The 16,233-nt window shown below is 63.9% G+C and carries 18 protein-coding genes and 2 pseudogenes; 7 read left to right on the top strand and 13 right to left on the bottom strand.

The genetic code is table 11. The annotated features are described in order from the left end of the window. Positions 1-856, bottom strand: an 856-nt coding sequence (locus ASC75_RS24010) for an aminotransferase class V-fold PLP-dependent enzyme (protein ID WP_055981749.1), incomplete at its 3' end; no start/stop codon positions are given. Between the two features lie 559 nt (positions 857-1,415). After that, positions 1,416-3,125: a chloride channel protein gene (locus ASC75_RS24000; RefSeq protein ID WP_348271308.1), complete on the bottom strand. Its 1,710-nt coding sequence runs from the start codon at positions 3,123-3,125 to the stop codon at positions 1,416-1,418. On the opposite strand from ASC75_RS24000, the gene ASC75_RS25755 reads away from it, so the two are divergent. Next, the gene (locus ASC75_RS25755; RefSeq protein WP_348271307.1) at positions 3,118-3,744 is read left to right on the top strand and encodes a MarR family transcriptional regulator; all 627 of its coding nucleotides are present in this window, start codon (positions 3,118-3,120) and stop codon (positions 3,742-3,744) included. The two genes, ASC75_RS24000 and ASC75_RS25755, sit on opposite strands and share 8 nt — an antisense overlap. Positions 3,745-3,907: 163 nt before the next feature. Here ASC75_RS25755 and ASC75_RS23995 read toward each other — a convergent pair whose 3' ends face one another. Next, complete coding sequence (locus tag ASC75_RS23995) at positions 3,908-4,228, bottom strand: hypothetical protein (protein WP_055981654.1); 321 nt, start codon at positions 4,226-4,228, stop codon at positions 3,908-3,910. A 182-nt stretch (positions 4,229-4,410) separates the two neighbouring features. Here ASC75_RS23995 and ASC75_RS23990 point away from each other — a divergent pair, with 182 nt between their 5' ends. After that, on the top strand, positions 4,411-5,526 hold the full coding sequence (locus tag ASC75_RS23990) for an HPP family protein (protein WP_210309510.1): 1,116 nt from the start codon (positions 4,411-4,413) through the stop codon (positions 5,524-5,526). Positions 5,527-5,609: 83 nt separating this feature from the next. Here the strand turns inward: ASC75_RS23990 and ASC75_RS26830 are convergent. The 3 genes and pseudogenes from ASC75_RS26830 to ASC75_RS23985 all read right to left on the bottom strand — a co-directional run. Continuing rightward, positions 5,610-5,883 (bottom strand): annotated as a pseudogene (locus tag ASC75_RS26830) (SMC-Scp complex subunit ScpB); the annotation flags it as partial. Next, positions 5,855-6,179 (bottom strand): annotated as a pseudogene (locus ASC75_RS25745) (NIPSNAP family protein). The pseudogenes ASC75_RS26830 and ASC75_RS25745, both read right to left, overlap by 29 nt. Positions 6,180-6,243: 64 nt before the next feature. Beyond that, positions 6,244-6,447 carry a DUF1127 domain-containing protein gene (locus tag ASC75_RS23985; RefSeq protein ID WP_082496739.1) on the bottom strand — a complete coding sequence of 68 codons (204 nt, stop codon included), beginning with the start codon at positions 6,445-6,447 and terminating at the stop codon, positions 6,244-6,246. 85 nt (positions 6,448-6,532) lie between these two features. Here ASC75_RS23985 and ASC75_RS23980 point away from each other — a divergent pair, with 85 nt between their 5' ends. Together ASC75_RS23980 and ASC75_RS26535 are read left to right on the top strand one after the other, a co-directional pair. Next, positions 6,533-7,213: a winged helix-turn-helix domain-containing protein gene (locus tag ASC75_RS23980; RefSeq protein ID WP_055981643.1), complete on the top strand. Its 681-nt coding sequence runs from the start codon at positions 6,533-6,535 to the stop codon at positions 7,211-7,213. A gap of 287 nt (positions 7,214-7,500) precedes the next feature. Next, entirely contained in the window at positions 7,501-7,653 is a 153-nt protein-coding gene (locus ASC75_RS26535; RefSeq protein ID WP_184117413.1) for a hypothetical protein, read from the top strand. Between the two features lie 194 nt (positions 7,654-7,847). On the opposite strand, the gene ASC75_RS23975 is transcribed toward ASC75_RS26535, so the two are convergent. The 5 genes from ASC75_RS23975 to ASC75_RS23955 form a co-directional block, all read right to left on the bottom strand. After that, positions 7,848-8,468, bottom strand: coding sequence for a glutathione S-transferase family protein (locus ASC75_RS23975; protein WP_055981639.1), 621 nt, complete (start codon positions 8,466-8,468; stop codon positions 7,848-7,850). A 174-nt stretch (positions 8,469-8,642) separates the two neighbouring features. After that, positions 8,643-9,791: an ABC transporter permease gene (locus ASC75_RS23970; protein ID WP_055981636.1), complete on the bottom strand. Its 1,149-nt coding sequence runs from the start codon at positions 9,789-9,791 to the stop codon at positions 8,643-8,645. Next, the gene (locus tag ASC75_RS23965; RefSeq protein WP_055981633.1) at positions 9,788-10,705 is read right to left on the bottom strand and encodes an ABC transporter ATP-binding protein; all 918 of its coding nucleotides are present in this window, start codon (positions 10,703-10,705) and stop codon (positions 9,788-9,790) included. Before ASC75_RS23965 ends, ASC75_RS23970 begins: the two co-directional genes overlap by 4 nt. Positions 10,706-10,849: 144 nt before the next feature. Further along, entirely contained in the window at positions 10,850-11,800 is a 951-nt protein-coding gene (locus tag ASC75_RS23960) for an HlyD family efflux transporter periplasmic adaptor subunit (RefSeq protein ID WP_055981630.1), read from the bottom strand. After that, a complete protein-coding gene (locus ASC75_RS23955) occupies positions 11,797-12,474 on the bottom strand; it encodes a DUF1956 domain-containing protein (protein ID WP_055981628.1) in 678 nt (225 codons plus the stop codon). Before ASC75_RS23955 ends, ASC75_RS23960 begins: the two co-directional genes overlap by 4 nt. A gap of 78 nt (positions 12,475-12,552) precedes the next feature. Here ASC75_RS23955 and ASC75_RS23950 point away from each other — a divergent pair, with 78 nt between their 5' ends. From ASC75_RS23950 to ASC75_RS23940, 3 genes are read left to right on the top strand one after another with little or no spacing between them, the layout of a single operon-like run. Then, positions 12,553-13,026 (top strand): CYTH domain-containing protein, encoded by a 474-nt coding sequence (locus ASC75_RS23950; protein WP_055981743.1) that lies wholly within the window; start codon positions 12,553-12,555, stop codon positions 13,024-13,026. Beyond that, positions 13,023-13,955, top strand: coding sequence for a CHAD domain-containing protein (locus ASC75_RS23945; protein ID WP_055981625.1), 933 nt, complete (start codon positions 13,023-13,025; stop codon positions 13,953-13,955). The genes ASC75_RS23950 and ASC75_RS23945 overlap by 4 nt, the downstream gene beginning before the upstream one ends. A gap of 48 nt (positions 13,956-14,003) precedes the next feature. Next, the gene (locus ASC75_RS23940; RefSeq protein WP_055981622.1) at positions 14,004-14,801 is read left to right on the top strand and encodes a YiiX/YebB-like N1pC/P60 family cysteine hydrolase; all 798 of its coding nucleotides are present in this window, start codon (positions 14,004-14,006) and stop codon (positions 14,799-14,801) included. A 12-nt stretch (positions 14,802-14,813) separates the two neighbouring features. Here ASC75_RS23940 and ASC75_RS23935 read toward each other — a convergent pair whose 3' ends face one another. Then, positions 14,814-15,011 carry a hypothetical protein gene (locus ASC75_RS23935; RefSeq protein WP_055981618.1) on the bottom strand — a complete coding sequence of 66 codons (198 nt, stop codon included), beginning with the start codon at positions 15,009-15,011 and terminating at the stop codon, positions 14,814-14,816. Between the two features lie 23 nt (positions 15,012-15,034). Then, positions 15,035-16,105, bottom strand: coding sequence for a heat-inducible transcriptional repressor HrcA (hrcA, locus tag ASC75_RS23930; protein WP_055981615.1), 1,071 nt, complete (start codon positions 16,103-16,105; stop codon positions 15,035-15,037). Positions 16,106-16,233: the final 128 nt, after the last annotated feature.

The following is a 16,233-nucleotide window of genomic DNA, read 5'->3' as shown; positions in this document are numbered from 1 at the left end:
AGGCCGCCACGGCCGCCCGCACGCCACTGGCGATGCGGTGGTGTCGCGCGAACACGTTYTCYATTCCCTCTTCCAGGAGCATCTCGGTCGAGAGCTTCAGTCCRTTCARCAGTCCGACYGGCGGCGTGTAGGGGTAGCCGCTGTTGGCATAGCCCTTGGCCATGTCGCGCAAGTCGAAGAAYGTCCGGTGCAAGCCTGCGGTTTCGGCGGCWGCAAGTGCGCGCGGCGAACAGGCAACGATCGCGAGGCCCGGCGGCAGCATGAACCCCTTCTGGCTGCCGGCAACGGCGACGTCTACCCGCCATTCGTCCATCCGGAAATCCATGCAACCGATCGAGCTGACGCCGTCGACGAAAAGCAGGGCTGGGTGGCCGGCCGCATCAAGGGCACGGCGAACTGCAGCGATRTCCGAACGAACGCCCGTGGCCGTTTCGTTGTGCGTGGCCAGGACCGCYTTGATCTCGTGCGCCTTGTCRGCCACGAGCATTTCCTCGAAGATGTTCGCCGGAATGCCTTCGCCCCAGTTCTGGGTAACGACCGCGACATCGAGGCCGTGACGCTGGCACATGTCGATCCAGCGATGGCTGAACATGCCGTTGCGCGTGGCGAGAACCTTGTCCCCGGCCGAAAGGGTATTTGAAATAGCCGTTTCCCAGCCGCCCGTTCCCGTCGACGGGAATGCGAAAACCTCTGCCTGCGTCGTCTTCAGCACCTTCTTCACMCCGTCCAGGGCRGGRTGAAGGATCTTTCCGAAAAKCGGGCTGCGGTGATCGATGGTCGGCATGTCCACGGCCTTGCGCAACACATCCGGGATGTTTGTCGGGCCGGGAATGAAAATCGGGTTCTGGCTGCTCATTCGCGAGGTCTCCTTGCTGNTCGGCATGTCCACGGCCTTGCGCAACACATCCGGGATGTTTGTCGGGCCGGGAATGAAAATCGGGTTCTGGCTGCTCATTCGCGAGGTCTCCTTGCTGACTAAGGCTAACGTCAGCTGTACCCTTTATGCAATTTTTTTGAAAATATTTTTTATTCTCTTCTCATTGGCATTTTTCAATACAAAGACAATGACTTAGAATTTTTCATCGGTGCGGAAACCCTGTGATGCGCACCGCCGGTCATCAATGCCCACACTATGCGAGCTGTGTTGTTAACCAACACAACCGTCGCGACCTTGATCGTTCGCGTCATGAGAAGTTGTCTGTCATGGCCTCGACGGTAACTTCGGCGGACAGTGGTCAGGAACCAATCCACGTCGCGCGATCTCATGCGGGAAAGGCCGGCTGCCAATCCGGAAGCGATCCCTCGGTAACGATTGCCAGGATTTGAACCGCCGCGAATGCCAATCCCTGCATGGTCGCGAGTTCGATGGTGACGATCGCGCCCGGTAGGTGCGGCGACCACCTTCCCAGATTTCGCTAAGGCTGGGCTTTCGGGCCCAGAAGCCTCGCGTGGTCACGCTCTTCCGCAGTGCGCCTCGCCCTTGCGGAGAGGAGATCCTTGCGGGCTACAAGCCCGACCAGTCGTCCTTCGGCATCAACAATGGGGACGCGTCCTATTCCAGATGCAGTCATCCGATCCGCGAGGTGACTGACAAGCTCATCCGGCCGTCCCAACAAGAGATCGGGCGCAATAGCCTGTGCGAGCGTGCTCTCGCGATCTGGGCCATCGGAGTCACTCATCCACTCGAGCACGTCCCCGCGTGACACCATGCCAACCACAATCTTGCTGGCGTCAACGACCGGATAGCTCTTATGGCGATGCTCCAAACTCATGAAATGGTCGATGGTTCGACCGATCGTCCACGACGTGTCTATGGCATCCGGTTCCTTGACCATTACGTCCCGAACCCAGGACTGCTCGAAGGGATCGGCCTGGTACTCGCGGGTGATGTGGAGGCCGCGGCGGGCGATCTTTTCGGTCAGTATCGAACGTTTGAGGAGAAGCACGGTCGTGGCATAGGCGATCGTGCAGGCAACGAGCAGCGGCAGCAATGCATGCTGGTCCCCGGTAAGTTCAATTGCAAAGAGGGTGGCCGTCAGCGGTGAACGCATGGTTCCGCCCATCATCGCTGCCATGCCCAGAAGCGACCAGAAGCCAGTGTCTGCGCTTGGCAAAACCGGAGTGAGCAAGGCGCCAATGGCGCCGCCGAAGATCAAAAGGGGCGCGAGTACGCCGCCGGATGTGCCGGAACCAAGCGCGACGGCCCAGATGACAGCCTTGACCACAAGCAACATCAGAGAGGCGTTGAAGTTGAGATCGCCCGTCAGGAAATGGCGGATGTTGTCATAACCAACGCCAAGAGCCGCTGGCTCCATCAAACCTCCGAGGCCTACTACGAGGCCCCCTATCATGGGCCACCACATCCAATGGATCGGCAGCTTCTGAAACAGATCCTCTGAACCGTAGACCATCGCAGTCAACAAGCCAGACGCCAGACCCGAGATCACTCCCACTGCTGCCCAGGACAAAAAATTGCCGAGCGATGGCCCCATTTGTCCGGCATACGCAAACAGCGGCGCTGGATCCAGCAACAAGGTGCGAGCCGATGCGGCTACAGCGACAGCGATGACCACAGGCAGGAAACTACGGGGCTTCCACTCAAAAAGCAGCAGCTCAACCGCCAGCAGCACCGCCGCCAATGGGGTGCCGAAGATTGAGGTCATGCCAGCGGCAGCGCCTGCGACAAGCAGCGCCTTACGTTCGACAGAACTGAGATGGACTGTTTGCGCAATCAGCGACCCGATGGCACCCCCGGTCATGATAATCGGACCCTCGGCACCAAAGGGACCACCCGTTCCGATCGAGACCGCTGAGGACAGAGGCTTCAGGATCGCCACTTTGGCGCTTATGCGGCTTTTGCCGATGAGGATCGCTTCTATGGCTTCCGGGATGCCGTGACCCCGGATTTTCTCCGAACCGAAACGTGCCATCAACCCGATGATGAGACAGCCGATCACAGGCACTGGGACCATCCACCAGCCCAAGGGTGAATTCGCAATGACCACGTCTTCGAAGGAAACCCGCCCAAAATAGGCAAGGTTGGTGCAGAGCGCGATAAGTCGAAGAAGGACCCAGGCGGCCCCGACGGCCACAGCGCCCACCAACGCTGCGATTGCCATGAGCATCAGCACGCGGGCATCAGCAGTAAAATCTGCAACGCGCGGCTGGGATGAATGGCGGCCCCCCAGCATGGCGTCGACTGGCTTACTGGTCTGTGTCGATATAGGCATGGTATCGGGGCAGCTTGAGGAATTTATATCGCATTACGATATAATAGCAGGATTGAAAATGGCCGTGGTGAAAAAAAGTGCAGCAGGCGCTCAAGGACATGCCTCGCCGGTCGACTATCGTCGGCTTGCGGAGTTTCGTTATGCCATCAGGAAATTTCTAGGGTTCAGTGAAACGGCTGCCTCAGAAGCGGGACTAACTGCCCAGCAGCACCAGGCACTGTTAACGATCAAAGGATTTGGCGAAGACCGCGGGCTCTCCGTCGGTGATCTGGCGTCACGCCTGCTGGTGCGCCATCACAGCGCAGCCGAACTCGCAAAACGCCTCGAGGATGCGGGACTGGTACATCGCAATCATGACCCGGAGGACGGACGTCGTGTACTGCTAACTCTAACTGAAGAAAGCGAGTTGCGACTGCGTGCTCTTTCCCAGGTGCACCTCGACGAAATCAGTTCCATGTCCCCGGATCTGGTCACCATACTGACGACTTTGGCTTCGAGGCGGGAACCGCGTTGAAAAAAGCGCCAGCGCGAAAACTCATATTTTTGCCTCTCGGCCAAACGCTTGCCTGAACTACCTAGCTTTCAGTGAGGTGAAGCAAATCAGATCCAGATTTCCGGCCTCTCAGTGCCAACAATTCACCTACCAGATCGCTGCCCATTCCACCGCCAATGGGCTCCTAGATGGGCGGAATTTCAGCACTGGCTTGAACCACTGCAAAGGCCAAGCAAGCCAGAAGAAGCCTTGCGGCGATGGGAACCCGATGTACGCGGAATGACAACGCAGTCACCATGCCTGCGGTCCAAGCTGCGAGGCCAAGTCCAGCGCCTATATGCTTGAAGGCATACCCGATAACTCCAAGATGGACCGCCGCTGCCACACAAACAGACATGAGGGTCGAAGGAGTCTGTTCGATCTTGACTTCCAACATCCGGGTAAAATCGGGCCAGCTGAAGGCGATCGCTGTGATGGTTGCCAGCACTTCAACCAGACGATCCATAGTCAGCCCTATCCCGTTACCAACCTCAGTCGGGCTTCTCGAAAAGCCGTCTCGATGCGATTATCCTTATGAAAGAATATTGCCTCGGTGTAAAATATTGCACATAAAGGCATCAAGCAGCCAAGCGCGAGTTGCAAACCAGGCGCTGAACCGGATCCCACGACAGCGAAGAGATCGATTTTTTGGGCAAAAAGCTTACCTTCAAGGTATTTTCTCCGATCCTTGCCGGCGCAACGCTGAAAGACCGAGTTCTCGGCTGTATCGGTGCTCTGGTCGGCATATGCGTTACGGGGTTCGTCTGCGGCCTGGTTTTCGGCGACCATCCCCAACTCCCGCTGATCGTGGCACCGGTCGGCGCGTCAGCGGTATTGCTATTTGCGGTCCCGGCAAGCCCGCTGGCGCAACCCTGGTCGATTGTCGGCGGCAACACGATCTCAGCCCTTGTCGGGGTGACGGTAGTCTACTTCATCAAGGACCCAATGATCGCAATCGGTCTGGCAGTATCGCTCGCGATACTGGCAATGTCGCTAACACGCTCACTGCATCCGCCTGGAGGCGCCGCCGCGTTGACCGCTGTCATAGGCGGCGTGGCCGTTTCACGCGCCGGTTTCCTTTTTCCTTTGGTGCCGGTCGCAATCAACTCGGTGCTCCTGGTTGTGCTCGGCACGATCTTTCATCGATTGGCCGGTCGCCAATATCCGCATCGACAGACCATAGCGACCGTCAATACTCACAAGACATCGGACCCTCCTGCGGCCATCCGTGTCGGATTCAACGAAACAGACATCGAGGCAGCCATTTCGGATCTGAACGAGACTCTCGATGTTAGCCGTGCAGACATAGACACCCTTCTGCGGCACGTCGAGCAGCGAGCCTTGCTTCGTGTGCACGGAGAACTGACCTGCGCCGACATCATGTCCAGCGATGTCGTGTCGGTTTCCGAGGACGCCAGCCCGATGCAGGCGAAAGCACTCCTGTTGGAACACGACATTCGCACGCTCCCTGTCATCGACAGCGAGAAGCGCCTGCTGGGAACGGTCGGTCTGCGCGAACTGGCAAACGGGCAGACGTCGGAACTGCTTCCAATCTCGGAAGCGGTTACGGCAGGCCCCGACGAGCCGGCCGTAGGATTACTTCCGCGCCTCACCGATGGCGTTGCCCATGCGGTGATCGTGGTCGACCGGGCCTACCATGTCGTTGGTGTGATTTCGCAGACCGACCTTCTCGCTACGCTTGGAAAGAGCCTTGCTCACAACAATACTCCCGGCATCATGCGTGGCGCTGGGCAAGGCATCTGACGTAGAGAGATTCTTCAACCGGCCTCCCAAAACGTATCTTCGTATTCAGGGGCGACCGCACGCGTCCCCGGTCAGATTTCCACCAGCGCCGCGAAGTCGGGCAGGTCCTGCAGCGTCTCGAAGCCGAACTCCGACAGGAAGGTTTTGGTCGTCACATAGGTGTAGGGCGCTCCGGGCTGTGGCGCGCGCGGACCCGACGCGATGAAGTCCTGGGCACCACATCAGCGTCAGCGCCTCCGATTGCGACAGCGGGCGGACATCGCCGTCCACGACGGATGCCGCGCGAATGGCATCGGCAAAGGCCCTTTTCGTCCGGTGCTGCCAGCCGCTAGCGACCGCCACAAGCATGCGGCCCCGATGCCAGCTTCAGGAAGATGCGGTCCTCCTTCAGGATGAGCCGTTCCCGCTTCGAGAACAGTTCTCGCGGCCGAGCGGGTCTGCCGTCAGCCGCGCCCGGTAGGCCTCGCAGGCGGCCAGGCTTTCGATGTCGTAGACGCCACATTCGGTCGTCGCCGAGCCTTCATGCGGCGCGAAACAGCCGACCAGGTCGGCGCCGCAGCGCGGGATCGCCTGATCCCAGTTGCGGGCATATTGCTCGAATGCCGCCTTGCCGAAGGGTCGATCCGGTAGCGGATGAAGCAGGTGATGGTCATTGTCGTCTCCATGAGCGGCGGGAATGGTTCGACCTGCATCGAAGCGTGCGGCCGAACCGGCGTGCTAGCGCCAGAAGGGTCTTGCGACTTCACGCGTCACGTCGCGGCGGCTGAGGCCGATGTCGTCGAGCTGGGCGTCGGTCAGTTCGGAAAGGTCGAGCCGTTGCAGGTGCCGGTCATAGCCGCGGGCAAGGAAGGCCAGCACCCGGCCGAATGCAGCGAGCGGCAAGCGTCCTGGCGCGGTGGCGGATCGGGTGTTCGGCGTCATGGCATTGCTCCTTTCCATGGACGCAGAATACGCATTGCCTGACGAGAACGCTTCGATTACCATCGAACCATGGAGGTAGCCTGCCATGAAAGAAGGCCCAGACATCGCCCGTATCGCCAGCCTCGTCGGCGATCCCGCACGCGCCAACATGCTGACCGCGCTGATGGATGGCGGTGCGCTGACGGCCAGCGAACTGGCGCTCGAGGCCGGCGTCAGCCTGCCCACGGCAAGCTCGCACCTCGCCAAGCTGATGGACGGCAGGCTGCTGACCGTGGCGAGCCAGGGCCGGCATCGCTACTACGCGCTGGCCGGGACCGAGGTCGCGGCGATGATCGAGGCGATCGGCGGCGTGGCCGCCCACTCCGGCCCCCAGCGGGCCCGGCCGGGCCCGCGCGACAAGTCGATGCGCGAAGCCCGCGTCTGCTACGATCACCTTGCCGGCGATCATGCGGTGGCGATGTTCGACCGTTTCGTGGCCGAAGAGATCATCGTCCAGAACGACGACACGGTTCGGCTCGGCCCGGCGGGCGCGGGCTTCTTTGCCGCCAGAGGCATCGACACGTCCGGGCTCGGCGCTGCGCGCCGGCCGATGTGCCGCGCCTGCCTCGACTGGAGCGTGCGCCGCGCGCATCTGGCGGGATCGCTGGGCACCGCCATCCTCGACAAGATCATCGCCGAGAAATGGGCACGCCGGCCGGCCGGCAGCCGGGTGGTCGAATTCACGCCCCCGGGCAAGCGCGCCTTCGAGAAAGCCTTCCTCGCCTGAGGCCGAAATCCAGTGCCAGGCCTGCCCAACACCGTGCTTCGATGTAACGGCGGACTGAAACCTGTGGATAGCCGCACGGCAAATTGCGGATACATCCGTGGCGCAAAAGACACATCTTAACCAATGCCGCCCGATCCGGCCTAAATGCCTAGAAAAGAACGCAATTCGGCCCCGATCGGGCGCATTTTCACACGAAGATTAACATCGCGTTCACCGAAGATTCACACCCGCCGGCTATGGTCGCTTCCACGTTCGGGACGAGCCCCGAAGGGACAGGGATAAGAACAATGGCTATCTGGAACCAAATCACTCACGCCGCATCGGCGCTTCGCGAATTCATCGCCCCGACCTACCGCCCCGAGCGCCACTACATGCGCGGCCCGGGACCTGCCTGCGCCCGCCGCAGCAACACGCTCCAGTCGCGCGTGACGTTCCACTGACATGACCGTCATCGGACGCCACGAAAGCCGCATCGCCCGGCCAACCAGCGATCACCGCACCACCACATTGCGCGGCGAACGCCGGGCGATCGTCTCGACCCGCCTCTAGGCGCGGCTACGCCCGCCGGCGGCGCAAGCCCGGCTGCTTCACGCCCCACAGTTCCATGCACAGAGGTCGAGCGCCCCGCCCGGCCTCACCACAATTCGTGGCGGACGTTCAGGTCCTTGATGACAGGCACGTCGCGCAGCATCGCGCAGATGCGCTCGATCTCCGGCCACGTCGCAGCGACCTTGCCGGCCTGAGGGTGCCAATATGCCAGCATCAGCAGATAGACATCGGCGATCGACATGCGGTCGCCGGCAAGCCAGCTGCGCCCCCGCAACGCGGCGTCGATGATGCCGAAGCCGCGATCGCTTTCGGCGACGGCGGCGACCTTCACCGCCTCGATGCCCTGCGGGTCGGCCGTGTAGCGCTGCGCGTAGTAGTAGCGCAGCAGCGCCGGATACATCACCGACGACTGGAAGGTGAGCCAGCGCAGGAAGTCGGCCCGGCCGGACGCATCCGATGCCGGCGCAAGCCCGGCCTGGGGATGGCGCTCGGCGACCAGCTGGCACATCGCCGCCGACTCGGTCATCGCGCCGCCATCGGGCAGCACCAGCACCGGCACCTGGCCAAGCGGGCTGATGGTGCGGAACCTGTCGTCGGGGTCCGTGCCCTTGACGACATTGATGCATTCGAATGGCACGCCGGCCAGTTCGAGCGCCGCCTCGACGACGAAGCCGCCGCTGCCGGCGCGTGTGTAGAGCTGGTACATTCCGTAGTCCCCCCTGTCGGCAGAGATTTGCCATTGCCAGACGTGCTTCTCAAGCGCCGGGATGGCCCGCCAGGAGGTATTTTCACCGGGCCAGATCGAGCCGCGAAGCCAGACCCGCATGCACCTGCCCCCTCCGCCCGGGCCCCGGAGCAAGCAGGGCAACGCCCGGCGGCATCAGTCCAGCGTGCGGCGGAAGCGGAACAGCGCCAGGCCGGCGAAGAGCGCGACGAACAGGCCGAGCACGCCGACCTCGACGGCAATGGCGGGGAACTCGGCGCCCTTCAGCATGACGGCGCGGATGATGCGCAGGAAATGCGTCAACGGCAGGACTTCGCCCAGCGCCTGAGCCCAGCCGGGCATGCCGCGATAGGGGAACATGAAGCCCGACAGCAGGATCGACGGCAGGAAGAAGAAGAAGGTCAGCTGCATCGCCTGCATCTGGGTGCGGGCGATGGTCGAGATGGTGTAGCCGAGCAGCACCAGCGCCAGCACGAAGACCAGGATCGCCGACAGCAGCAGCAACAGCGAGCCGATGAAGGGGATGGCAAACAGGAGCTTGGAGGCGACCAGCACGACGGTTACCTGGACGGCGCCGACGACGAGATAGGGCAGCACCTTGCCGAGCATGATCTCGGCCGGGCTCGCCGGCATGGCAAGCAGGTTTTCCATGGTGCCGCGCTCGGTCTCGCGGGTCAGCGCCATCGAGGTCATCATCACCATGGTCATCTGCAGGATGACGCCGAGCAGGCCAGGCACGATGTTGTATTGCGAGATGCCCTCGGGATTGTAGCGGCGGTGGACGACGACCTCGAGCTGGCCCTTCGCCTGCTCGGCGGATGCCGCTTCCATGCCCTGGGCGCGCAGCAGCGCCTTGCTGGCGACGGTGCCGAGCGTCGACACCGCCCCGCTGGACGCCGACGGGTCGGTGGCGTCGGCCTCGATCAGGATCTGGGGCGCTTCGCCGGCCGCCACCCGGCGGCCGAAATCGGCGGGGATGGTGACGACGAAGGCGACCTCGCCGCTGGCCATCAGCTGCTCGGCCTCGGCGGCGGTCTCGGCGATGTGGTCGAAGCGGTAGTAGTTGGTGTTCTGCAGCGCGGAGACCATGGCGCGGGTGTACGGGTCGTTGCTGGTGGCGACGAGCGCCGCCGGCAGGCTCTTGGGATCGCTGTTGATGGCAAAGCCGAACAGCACGAGCTGCATCAGCGGTACGCCCAGCATCATGGCGAAGGTGATGCGGTCGCGCCGCATCTGGATGAACTCCTTGGTCAGCAAGGCGCCGAGCCGGGCGAAGGAGAACAGCCCGTTGGTGACGTTTTTCATGACATGTTGTCCCTGGAGCCGGCCATGAACTGGATGAACACGTCTTCCAGGCTGGTCTCGCCCGGTTCGACGGTGACGTCCTTGCGGCCGCGGATGTCGGCAAGTGCCGCTTCGAGCTTGTTGCGGTCGGAGCCGACGACGTGGAGCGTGGCGCCGAACGGCGCGACCTGCTCGACGCCGGGGCGGCCCTCGAGTGCCTCGGCGATCTGGTCGAGGCGCGGGCCCGAAACGACGAAGGTGGTCAGCCCGGCATTGCGCACCACCTCCGCGACGGTGCCCGAGGCCAGCATCTTGCCATAGGAGATGTAGCTGATGCGGTGGCAGCGCTCGGCCTCGTCCATGTAGTGGGTCGAGACGAGCACGGTGAGCCCGCCGCGCGCCAGCCGGTGGATCTCGTCCCAGAACTCGCGCCGCGCCTTGGGATCGACGCCGGCGGTGGGCTCGTCGAGCAGCAGCAGCTTGGGCTTGTGCATGATGCAGGCGGCAAGCGCCAGGCGCTGCTTCCAGCCGCCCGACAGGGTGCCGGCGAGCTGGTCGCGGCGGCTGGTCAGGCCGAGCTCGTCGAGGGTCCTGGCGACATGTTCCTCGACCGGCCGGAGCTTGTAGAGGCGGGCGACGAATTCGAGGTTCTCGCCGATCGTCAGGTCCTCGTAGAAGGAGAACTTCTGCGTCATGTAGCCGACTTCGCGCTTGATCTTGAGACCGTCGGTGCGCAGGTCGTGGCCGAGCACCTGGCCCTCGCCCTCGTCGGGGGTGAGCAGTCCGCACATGATGCGGATGGTGGTGGTCTTGCCCGAGCCGTTGGGCCCGAGGAAACCGACGATCTCGCCCTCGGCGACGGTCATGGTGACGTGGTCGACGACGGTCTTGTCGCCGAAGCGCTTGACGAGATTGGTGACTTCGATGGCGTTCATTGCGGCTGCCTCGGGTATAAAGAGCGAATAGGGAATAGCGAATAGCGAATAGCGAATAGTGAGTAGTGAGTAGTGAGTAGTGAGTAGCGCGCGGATACTGCCCTATTCGCTATTCGCTATTCGCTACTCCCTATTCGCTATTCGCTATTCGCTCTCTTCCAGCGCCACATCGACGATCTGTCCCGGCTGTAGCGCCGAATTGGCGTCTTCGGGCCGGGCCTCGACGAGGTAGACGAGCTTCTGCCGGTTCTCGAGCGAGTAGATGACCGGCGGGGTGAATTCGGGATCGGGCGAGACGTAGCTGATTTTGGCCGTCAGCCCTTCGGCGCAGCCGTCGCAGCGCACCGCCAAGCGGGTGCCGACCCGGACCGAGGAGAAGGCGGTCTCGGGGATGAACAGCGTCAGCTTGACCGCACCGTCGGGCAGCACCGAGACCACCGGGGACGACGGGCCGGCGGTGTCGCCGGCATTGCGGATGACGTCGTCGACGCGACCGTCGGCGGGCGCGGTGAGCGCGCGCTTGGACAGCCGCCAGCGGGCCTGGCCGAGGGTCGATTCGGCCTGCTCGACCTTCTTCTCCGCCGCCCTGATCGCGTCTTCGCGGGCGGGCAGCCCGGCGACCTTCAGGTTGGCTTCGGCGAGGCCTATGGCGGCCTCGGAGACCTCGACCTGGGTCCTCGCCTCGTCCATCTGGGCCTGGGTGGCGATGCCGCGCTTCAAAAGATCCTCGGTGCGTGCCCGGACGCGGCTCGCTTCCTCGGCCTGGGACCTGGCGGAGCGCACGGTCGCCTCGAGTGCGGCGATCTCTTCCGGGCGCTTGCCGACCTTGAGGTCGGCGAGTTCGGCCCTTGCCTGGGCAAGTGCCGCCTCGGCCTGGGTGACCGCGATCCTGGCGTCGCCGCTTTCTAGCGTAGCGATCGGCCTGCCGGCCTGGACGCGGTCGCCGCGGCGGACGGCCACCGTCTCGACCTGCGCCACCTCGATGGGGGCGAGCAGGACATAGTCGCCCTCGACATAGCCGACAGCGAGCGGCGCGGGAGCGGCGCAGGCCGAAAACAGCGATGCTGCGAAAGGTATCGAACAAAGGATGCTCATGGCTTTCCTGCCTTTCGCGCGGCGATGATGGCCGCGACGTTTTCCTTGGCTATGCCGATGACCTTGGCGGCTTCGGCGGGGCCGATGTCGGTCCAGTCCATGCGCCGCATGACGGCGGCACGGGCGATGCGGAAATAGACGACCTGGCCGATCATCATGAACACGCTGATGCGCGTCTTTTCGCTGTCGGCATCCTCGCCGGTGGCGGTCGCCCAGAGGTGGCACAGCCTGCGGTGAACCGGCTCGAAGACGCCGCTGTAGATGCGGTCGAGCGCGTCGGTGGGGGTCGATAGCTCGCGCAGCACGAACTGGACGATCTCGCCAGCCTCGGGACGCGCGACGATGAAGCCGACCATGCGCTCGACGGTGGCGTCGAGCAGCGCCTCGGCCTGCTCGGCGCCTGTCGGCAATGCCGGTGCGGCGCTGCCGAAGGCCTGGGCGGCAATGGCCTGGATCGTCTCGACGATGTAGTCGGCGGCGGCGAGGCGGAGCCCCTCCTTGCCGCCGAAGTGATAGGCGATGGAGCCTATGTTGGCATTGGCGGCGGCGGCGATCTCGCGGGTCGAGGTACCGTCGAAGCCCTGGCGGCCGAACAGTTGAAGCGCCGCCATCACCAGCGCCATGCGGGTGGCGTCGGCTGCGGTGGTCGTCTGCGGGGTCTGTGTCTTGCTCATGCCAGTTATTTAATCAATCGATTGATTAAAGTCAAGTGAATTGTTGCGCGGCGTGCCGTGCCGCGCTTTATTGGCGCCATGGCAAAGGAAATCGAACGCAAATTCCTGGTGAAGGGACCGGAGTGGCGGAGCCTTGTCGAAGACAGGATCCGGATCCGGCAGTTCTACCTCGCGGCGAACACCGGCCGCTCGGTGCGGCTGCGCATCGCCAACGGCGAAATGGCGACGCTGACGCTGAAGTTCGGCTCGCGCGGCCGCGAGCGCGACGAGTTCGAGTACCAGGTGCCGCTGGCCGAGGCCGAGGAGATGGCGGAGTTCGCCATCGGCCGTGTCATCGAGAAGACACGCCACCATGTTAGCCATCGCGGGCGTCTCTACGAGATCGACGTATTCGGCGGGGAGCTGAGCGGACTGGTGATTGCGGAACTGGAAACGCCGGAGGACGTGCCGGCATCCGAACTGCCGGCCTGGCTCGGCCAGGAGGTAACCGGCGACGCGCGTTACTACAACGCGTCCCTGGCCCTGAGCGACGTTCCGGAAGCCGTTGCATGAGCTTTCGCATCGATCCCCGGCTGGCGCTGACCGCAGAGGTTCGCCGGATTGCCGGCGGGGAGATCGACAAGATCGTCGCGCATCTGAACGCCGCCCGCGACAACCCGGAAAGATCGCTGCACAGCGCCCGCAAGCGCATCAAGGCGTTGCGCGCGCTGCTGCGCCTCGTGCGGCCCGGCGACGACGCCTTCTGCCGCGCCGAAAACGACCGTTACCGGAACATCGCGCTGTCGATCGCCGGCGCGCGCCAGGCGACGGCGCTGATCGAGACCATCGACAGGCTGATCGCCGATTTTCCCGAGCATGCCGATGCCGCCGGCCTTGCCGGCATTCGCGCCATGCTGGCGCGCCACCGCAGCGAAGGCGTCCATGGCGAAGCCGGGCTCGGCGCGGTGCTCGACCATGCCGTCGCCGAATGCCGGGCCGGCATGGCGGCGATCAACATGCTCGTTCTTCCCGACCATGCGGAGGAAGCGGCCGACGTGCTTGCCGACGGGGCGCTGGCAACGCTGCGATTTGCACGCAAGGCGCTGCAGCAAGCGCGCGAACGCGGCGAGCCCAACGATTTCCACGACCTGCGCAAGGCGGTGAAGACGCATGCCGCGCATCTGTCGCTGCTGCGCAAGCTCTGGCCGGCGCCGGTCAAGCCGCGGCGCGAACGGGCCGAAGAACTGGGCGAGAGCCTGGGCGAACTGCACGACGTATTCGTCATGCGCGCGCTGATCGAGGCACGCCAAGCGCCCTTCGGCGGCCCTGAGCCGAAACAGCTGGTGCGGCTGCTCAGGCGGGCCGAGAAGGCGTTGCGCAAGCTCTGCCTTGCCGACGCCGCCAAGCTGTTCGAGGACAAGCCCAGACGGGCCGCGCGCAAGCTCGCCAGGAAGGCCCGCGAGGACCTGAACGACGGCATGGCGGAGAGCGAAGCGGACTGAGGCGGCGGCTGGCCACCCCGGGGCGCCTCATGTTACGTCCTGTGCGTCATGACGCAAAAGACCGATACATTGCTCGACCGCATCGGCCGCTGGCTCGCATCCCGGCTGCAGGTCGAATCCTCCGGCTACGAACCCTACACGCCGTCCGACCCGGAGACGCTGCGCCGGACGCTGGAGCCCGGCGACATCCTGCTGATCGAGGGCAACCAGCGGATTTCGGCCGTCATCAAGTACCTGACCCAGTCGACCTGGTCGCATTCGGCACTCTATGTCGGCGACGCCTTGCCCGAGCCCGCCGACGGCTCGGAGCGACCGCGGCTGATCGAGGTCAATCTCGGCGAAGGCTGCGTGGCCGTGCCGCTGTCGAAGTATCGCACCTACAACACCCGCATCTGCCGCGCCAACGGGCTGTCGCCGGAGGACCGCGACCATGTCGTCAGGTTCATGATCCAGCGCCTGGGGCTGAAATACGACCTCAAGAACATCACCGACATGCTGCGCTATTTCATCCCCAGGCCGCCGGTGCCGGTGCGCTGGCGCCGCCGCATGCTGGCCTTCGGCTCGGGCGACCCGACGCGCGCCATCTGCTCGACGATGATCGCCCAGGCCTATGGCGAGATCCGCTATCCGATCCTGCCGGAAATCACCCGTGCGCCCGGCCGCGCCTCGGCGCAGTCGAGCTACATGCGCCAGGAGATCATGCACATCCGCCACCACTCGCTGTACACGCCGCGCGACTTCGACCTGTCGCCCTACTTCCGCATCGTCAAGCCGACGCTGGAATATGGCTTCGACTACAGGCAGGTGACCTGGGGCGAAGAGGAAAAGGTTGCGAAGGGGGGATAAGGGCGCTGCCGCTCAGGCGTCCGGGTCGGTGAAGTCCTCGTCAAGGCGCTTTTCGAGCTCGACCAGGTCCCTGGGCAGCGGCAGGCCCTGGGCGCGCAGCTCGGCGAGCTTTTCGCGGATCTGCTCCTGCAGCTCATGCGCGTCCTCGGGTTGGTTGACCATCTCCTGAAACAGGACGGCTATCTGGGCCTTGATCTGTTCGAGCGCCATGTGGGCCTCCTGGAGCTGCGCGGCTACCGCAGCATGCGCGAAATAAGCTGCGCCGTATAGTCGACCATCGGCACGATGCGGGCATAGTTGAGCCGGGTCGGGCCGATGACGCCAAGCGCGCCGACGACGCGGGCATCCTTGTCGCGATAGGGGGCGACGACCAGCGACGAGCCCGACAGCGAGAACAACCGGTTCTCCGAGCCGATGAAGATGCGCACGCCCGAGCCTTCCTCGGCGAGGTCGAGCAGCTGGATCAACCCGTCCTGGGTTTCCATGTCCTCGAACAGGTGCTTGAGCAGCTCGATGTCGGCCTGGGCGGTGACGTTTTCGAGCAGGTTGGCGCGGCCACGGACGATGAGGCGCGCCGGCAGGCCGCTGTCGGCGCCGGCCCAGACGGCGAGACCCTTTTCGACGAGGTCCTGGGACAGCGTATCGAGGGCGGCCTTGGTCTCGTCCTTGATGCGGGCGATTTCGAGCCGGGCCTCGGCCAGAGTGCGGCCGCGGATATGGGCGTTGAGGAAGTTGGAGGCTTCGTGGAGCTGCGAAACGGTGACGCCCATCGGCAGCTCGACGACGCGGTTCTCGACATCGCCGTTCTGCGACACCAGCACGGCCAGCGCCTTGGTCGGTTCGAGCTGGATGAACTCGATGTGCTTGAGCGCGACCTCGTTCTTGGCGGCGAGCACGAGGCCGGCGCCGCGCGACATGCCCGACAGCATCTGGCTCGCCTCGGTCAGCATGTGCTCGAGCGTGGCGCCCTCGCCCGACGCCTTGACCTGGGCCTCGATGACGCGGCGCTCGTCGTCGGAAAGGTCGCCGAGCTCCATGAAGGCGTCGACGAAGAAGCGCAGGCCCTTCTGCGTCGGCAGGCGGCCGGCGGAAATGTGGGGTGCGTAGACCAGCCCGAGCTGTTCGAGGTCGCTCATGACGTTGCGCACGGTGGCCGGCGACAGCGACGATGGCAGCATGCGCGACAGGTTGCGCGAGCCCACCGGCTCGCCGTCGCGCAGGTAAGAATCGACGATACGCCGGAAGATGTCACGCGAGCGCATGTCGAGGGATTGCAGGCTGGGGTCGGTAACCGCTTTGGTCATGTCTGTTCGTGGTCTCCGCCTCAAATGATATAGACAGCGGCGGCGCGAACACAACCGTCGGCCCCCGGGTCATGGGCCTGCCCCCTGTTTTCCTTTGCGCTCCAACCGGCATGGGGCTACAAGCCGGC

It is taken from the genome of Aminobacter sp. DSM 101952 (genome assembly GCF_001424795.1).
Lineage (GTDB): Bacteria > Pseudomonadota > Alphaproteobacteria > Rhizobiales > Rhizobiaceae > Aminobacter > Aminobacter aganoensis.
Note: the sequence above shows the minus strand (reverse complement) of the source record. Positions and strands in the feature narration are given on the sequence as shown.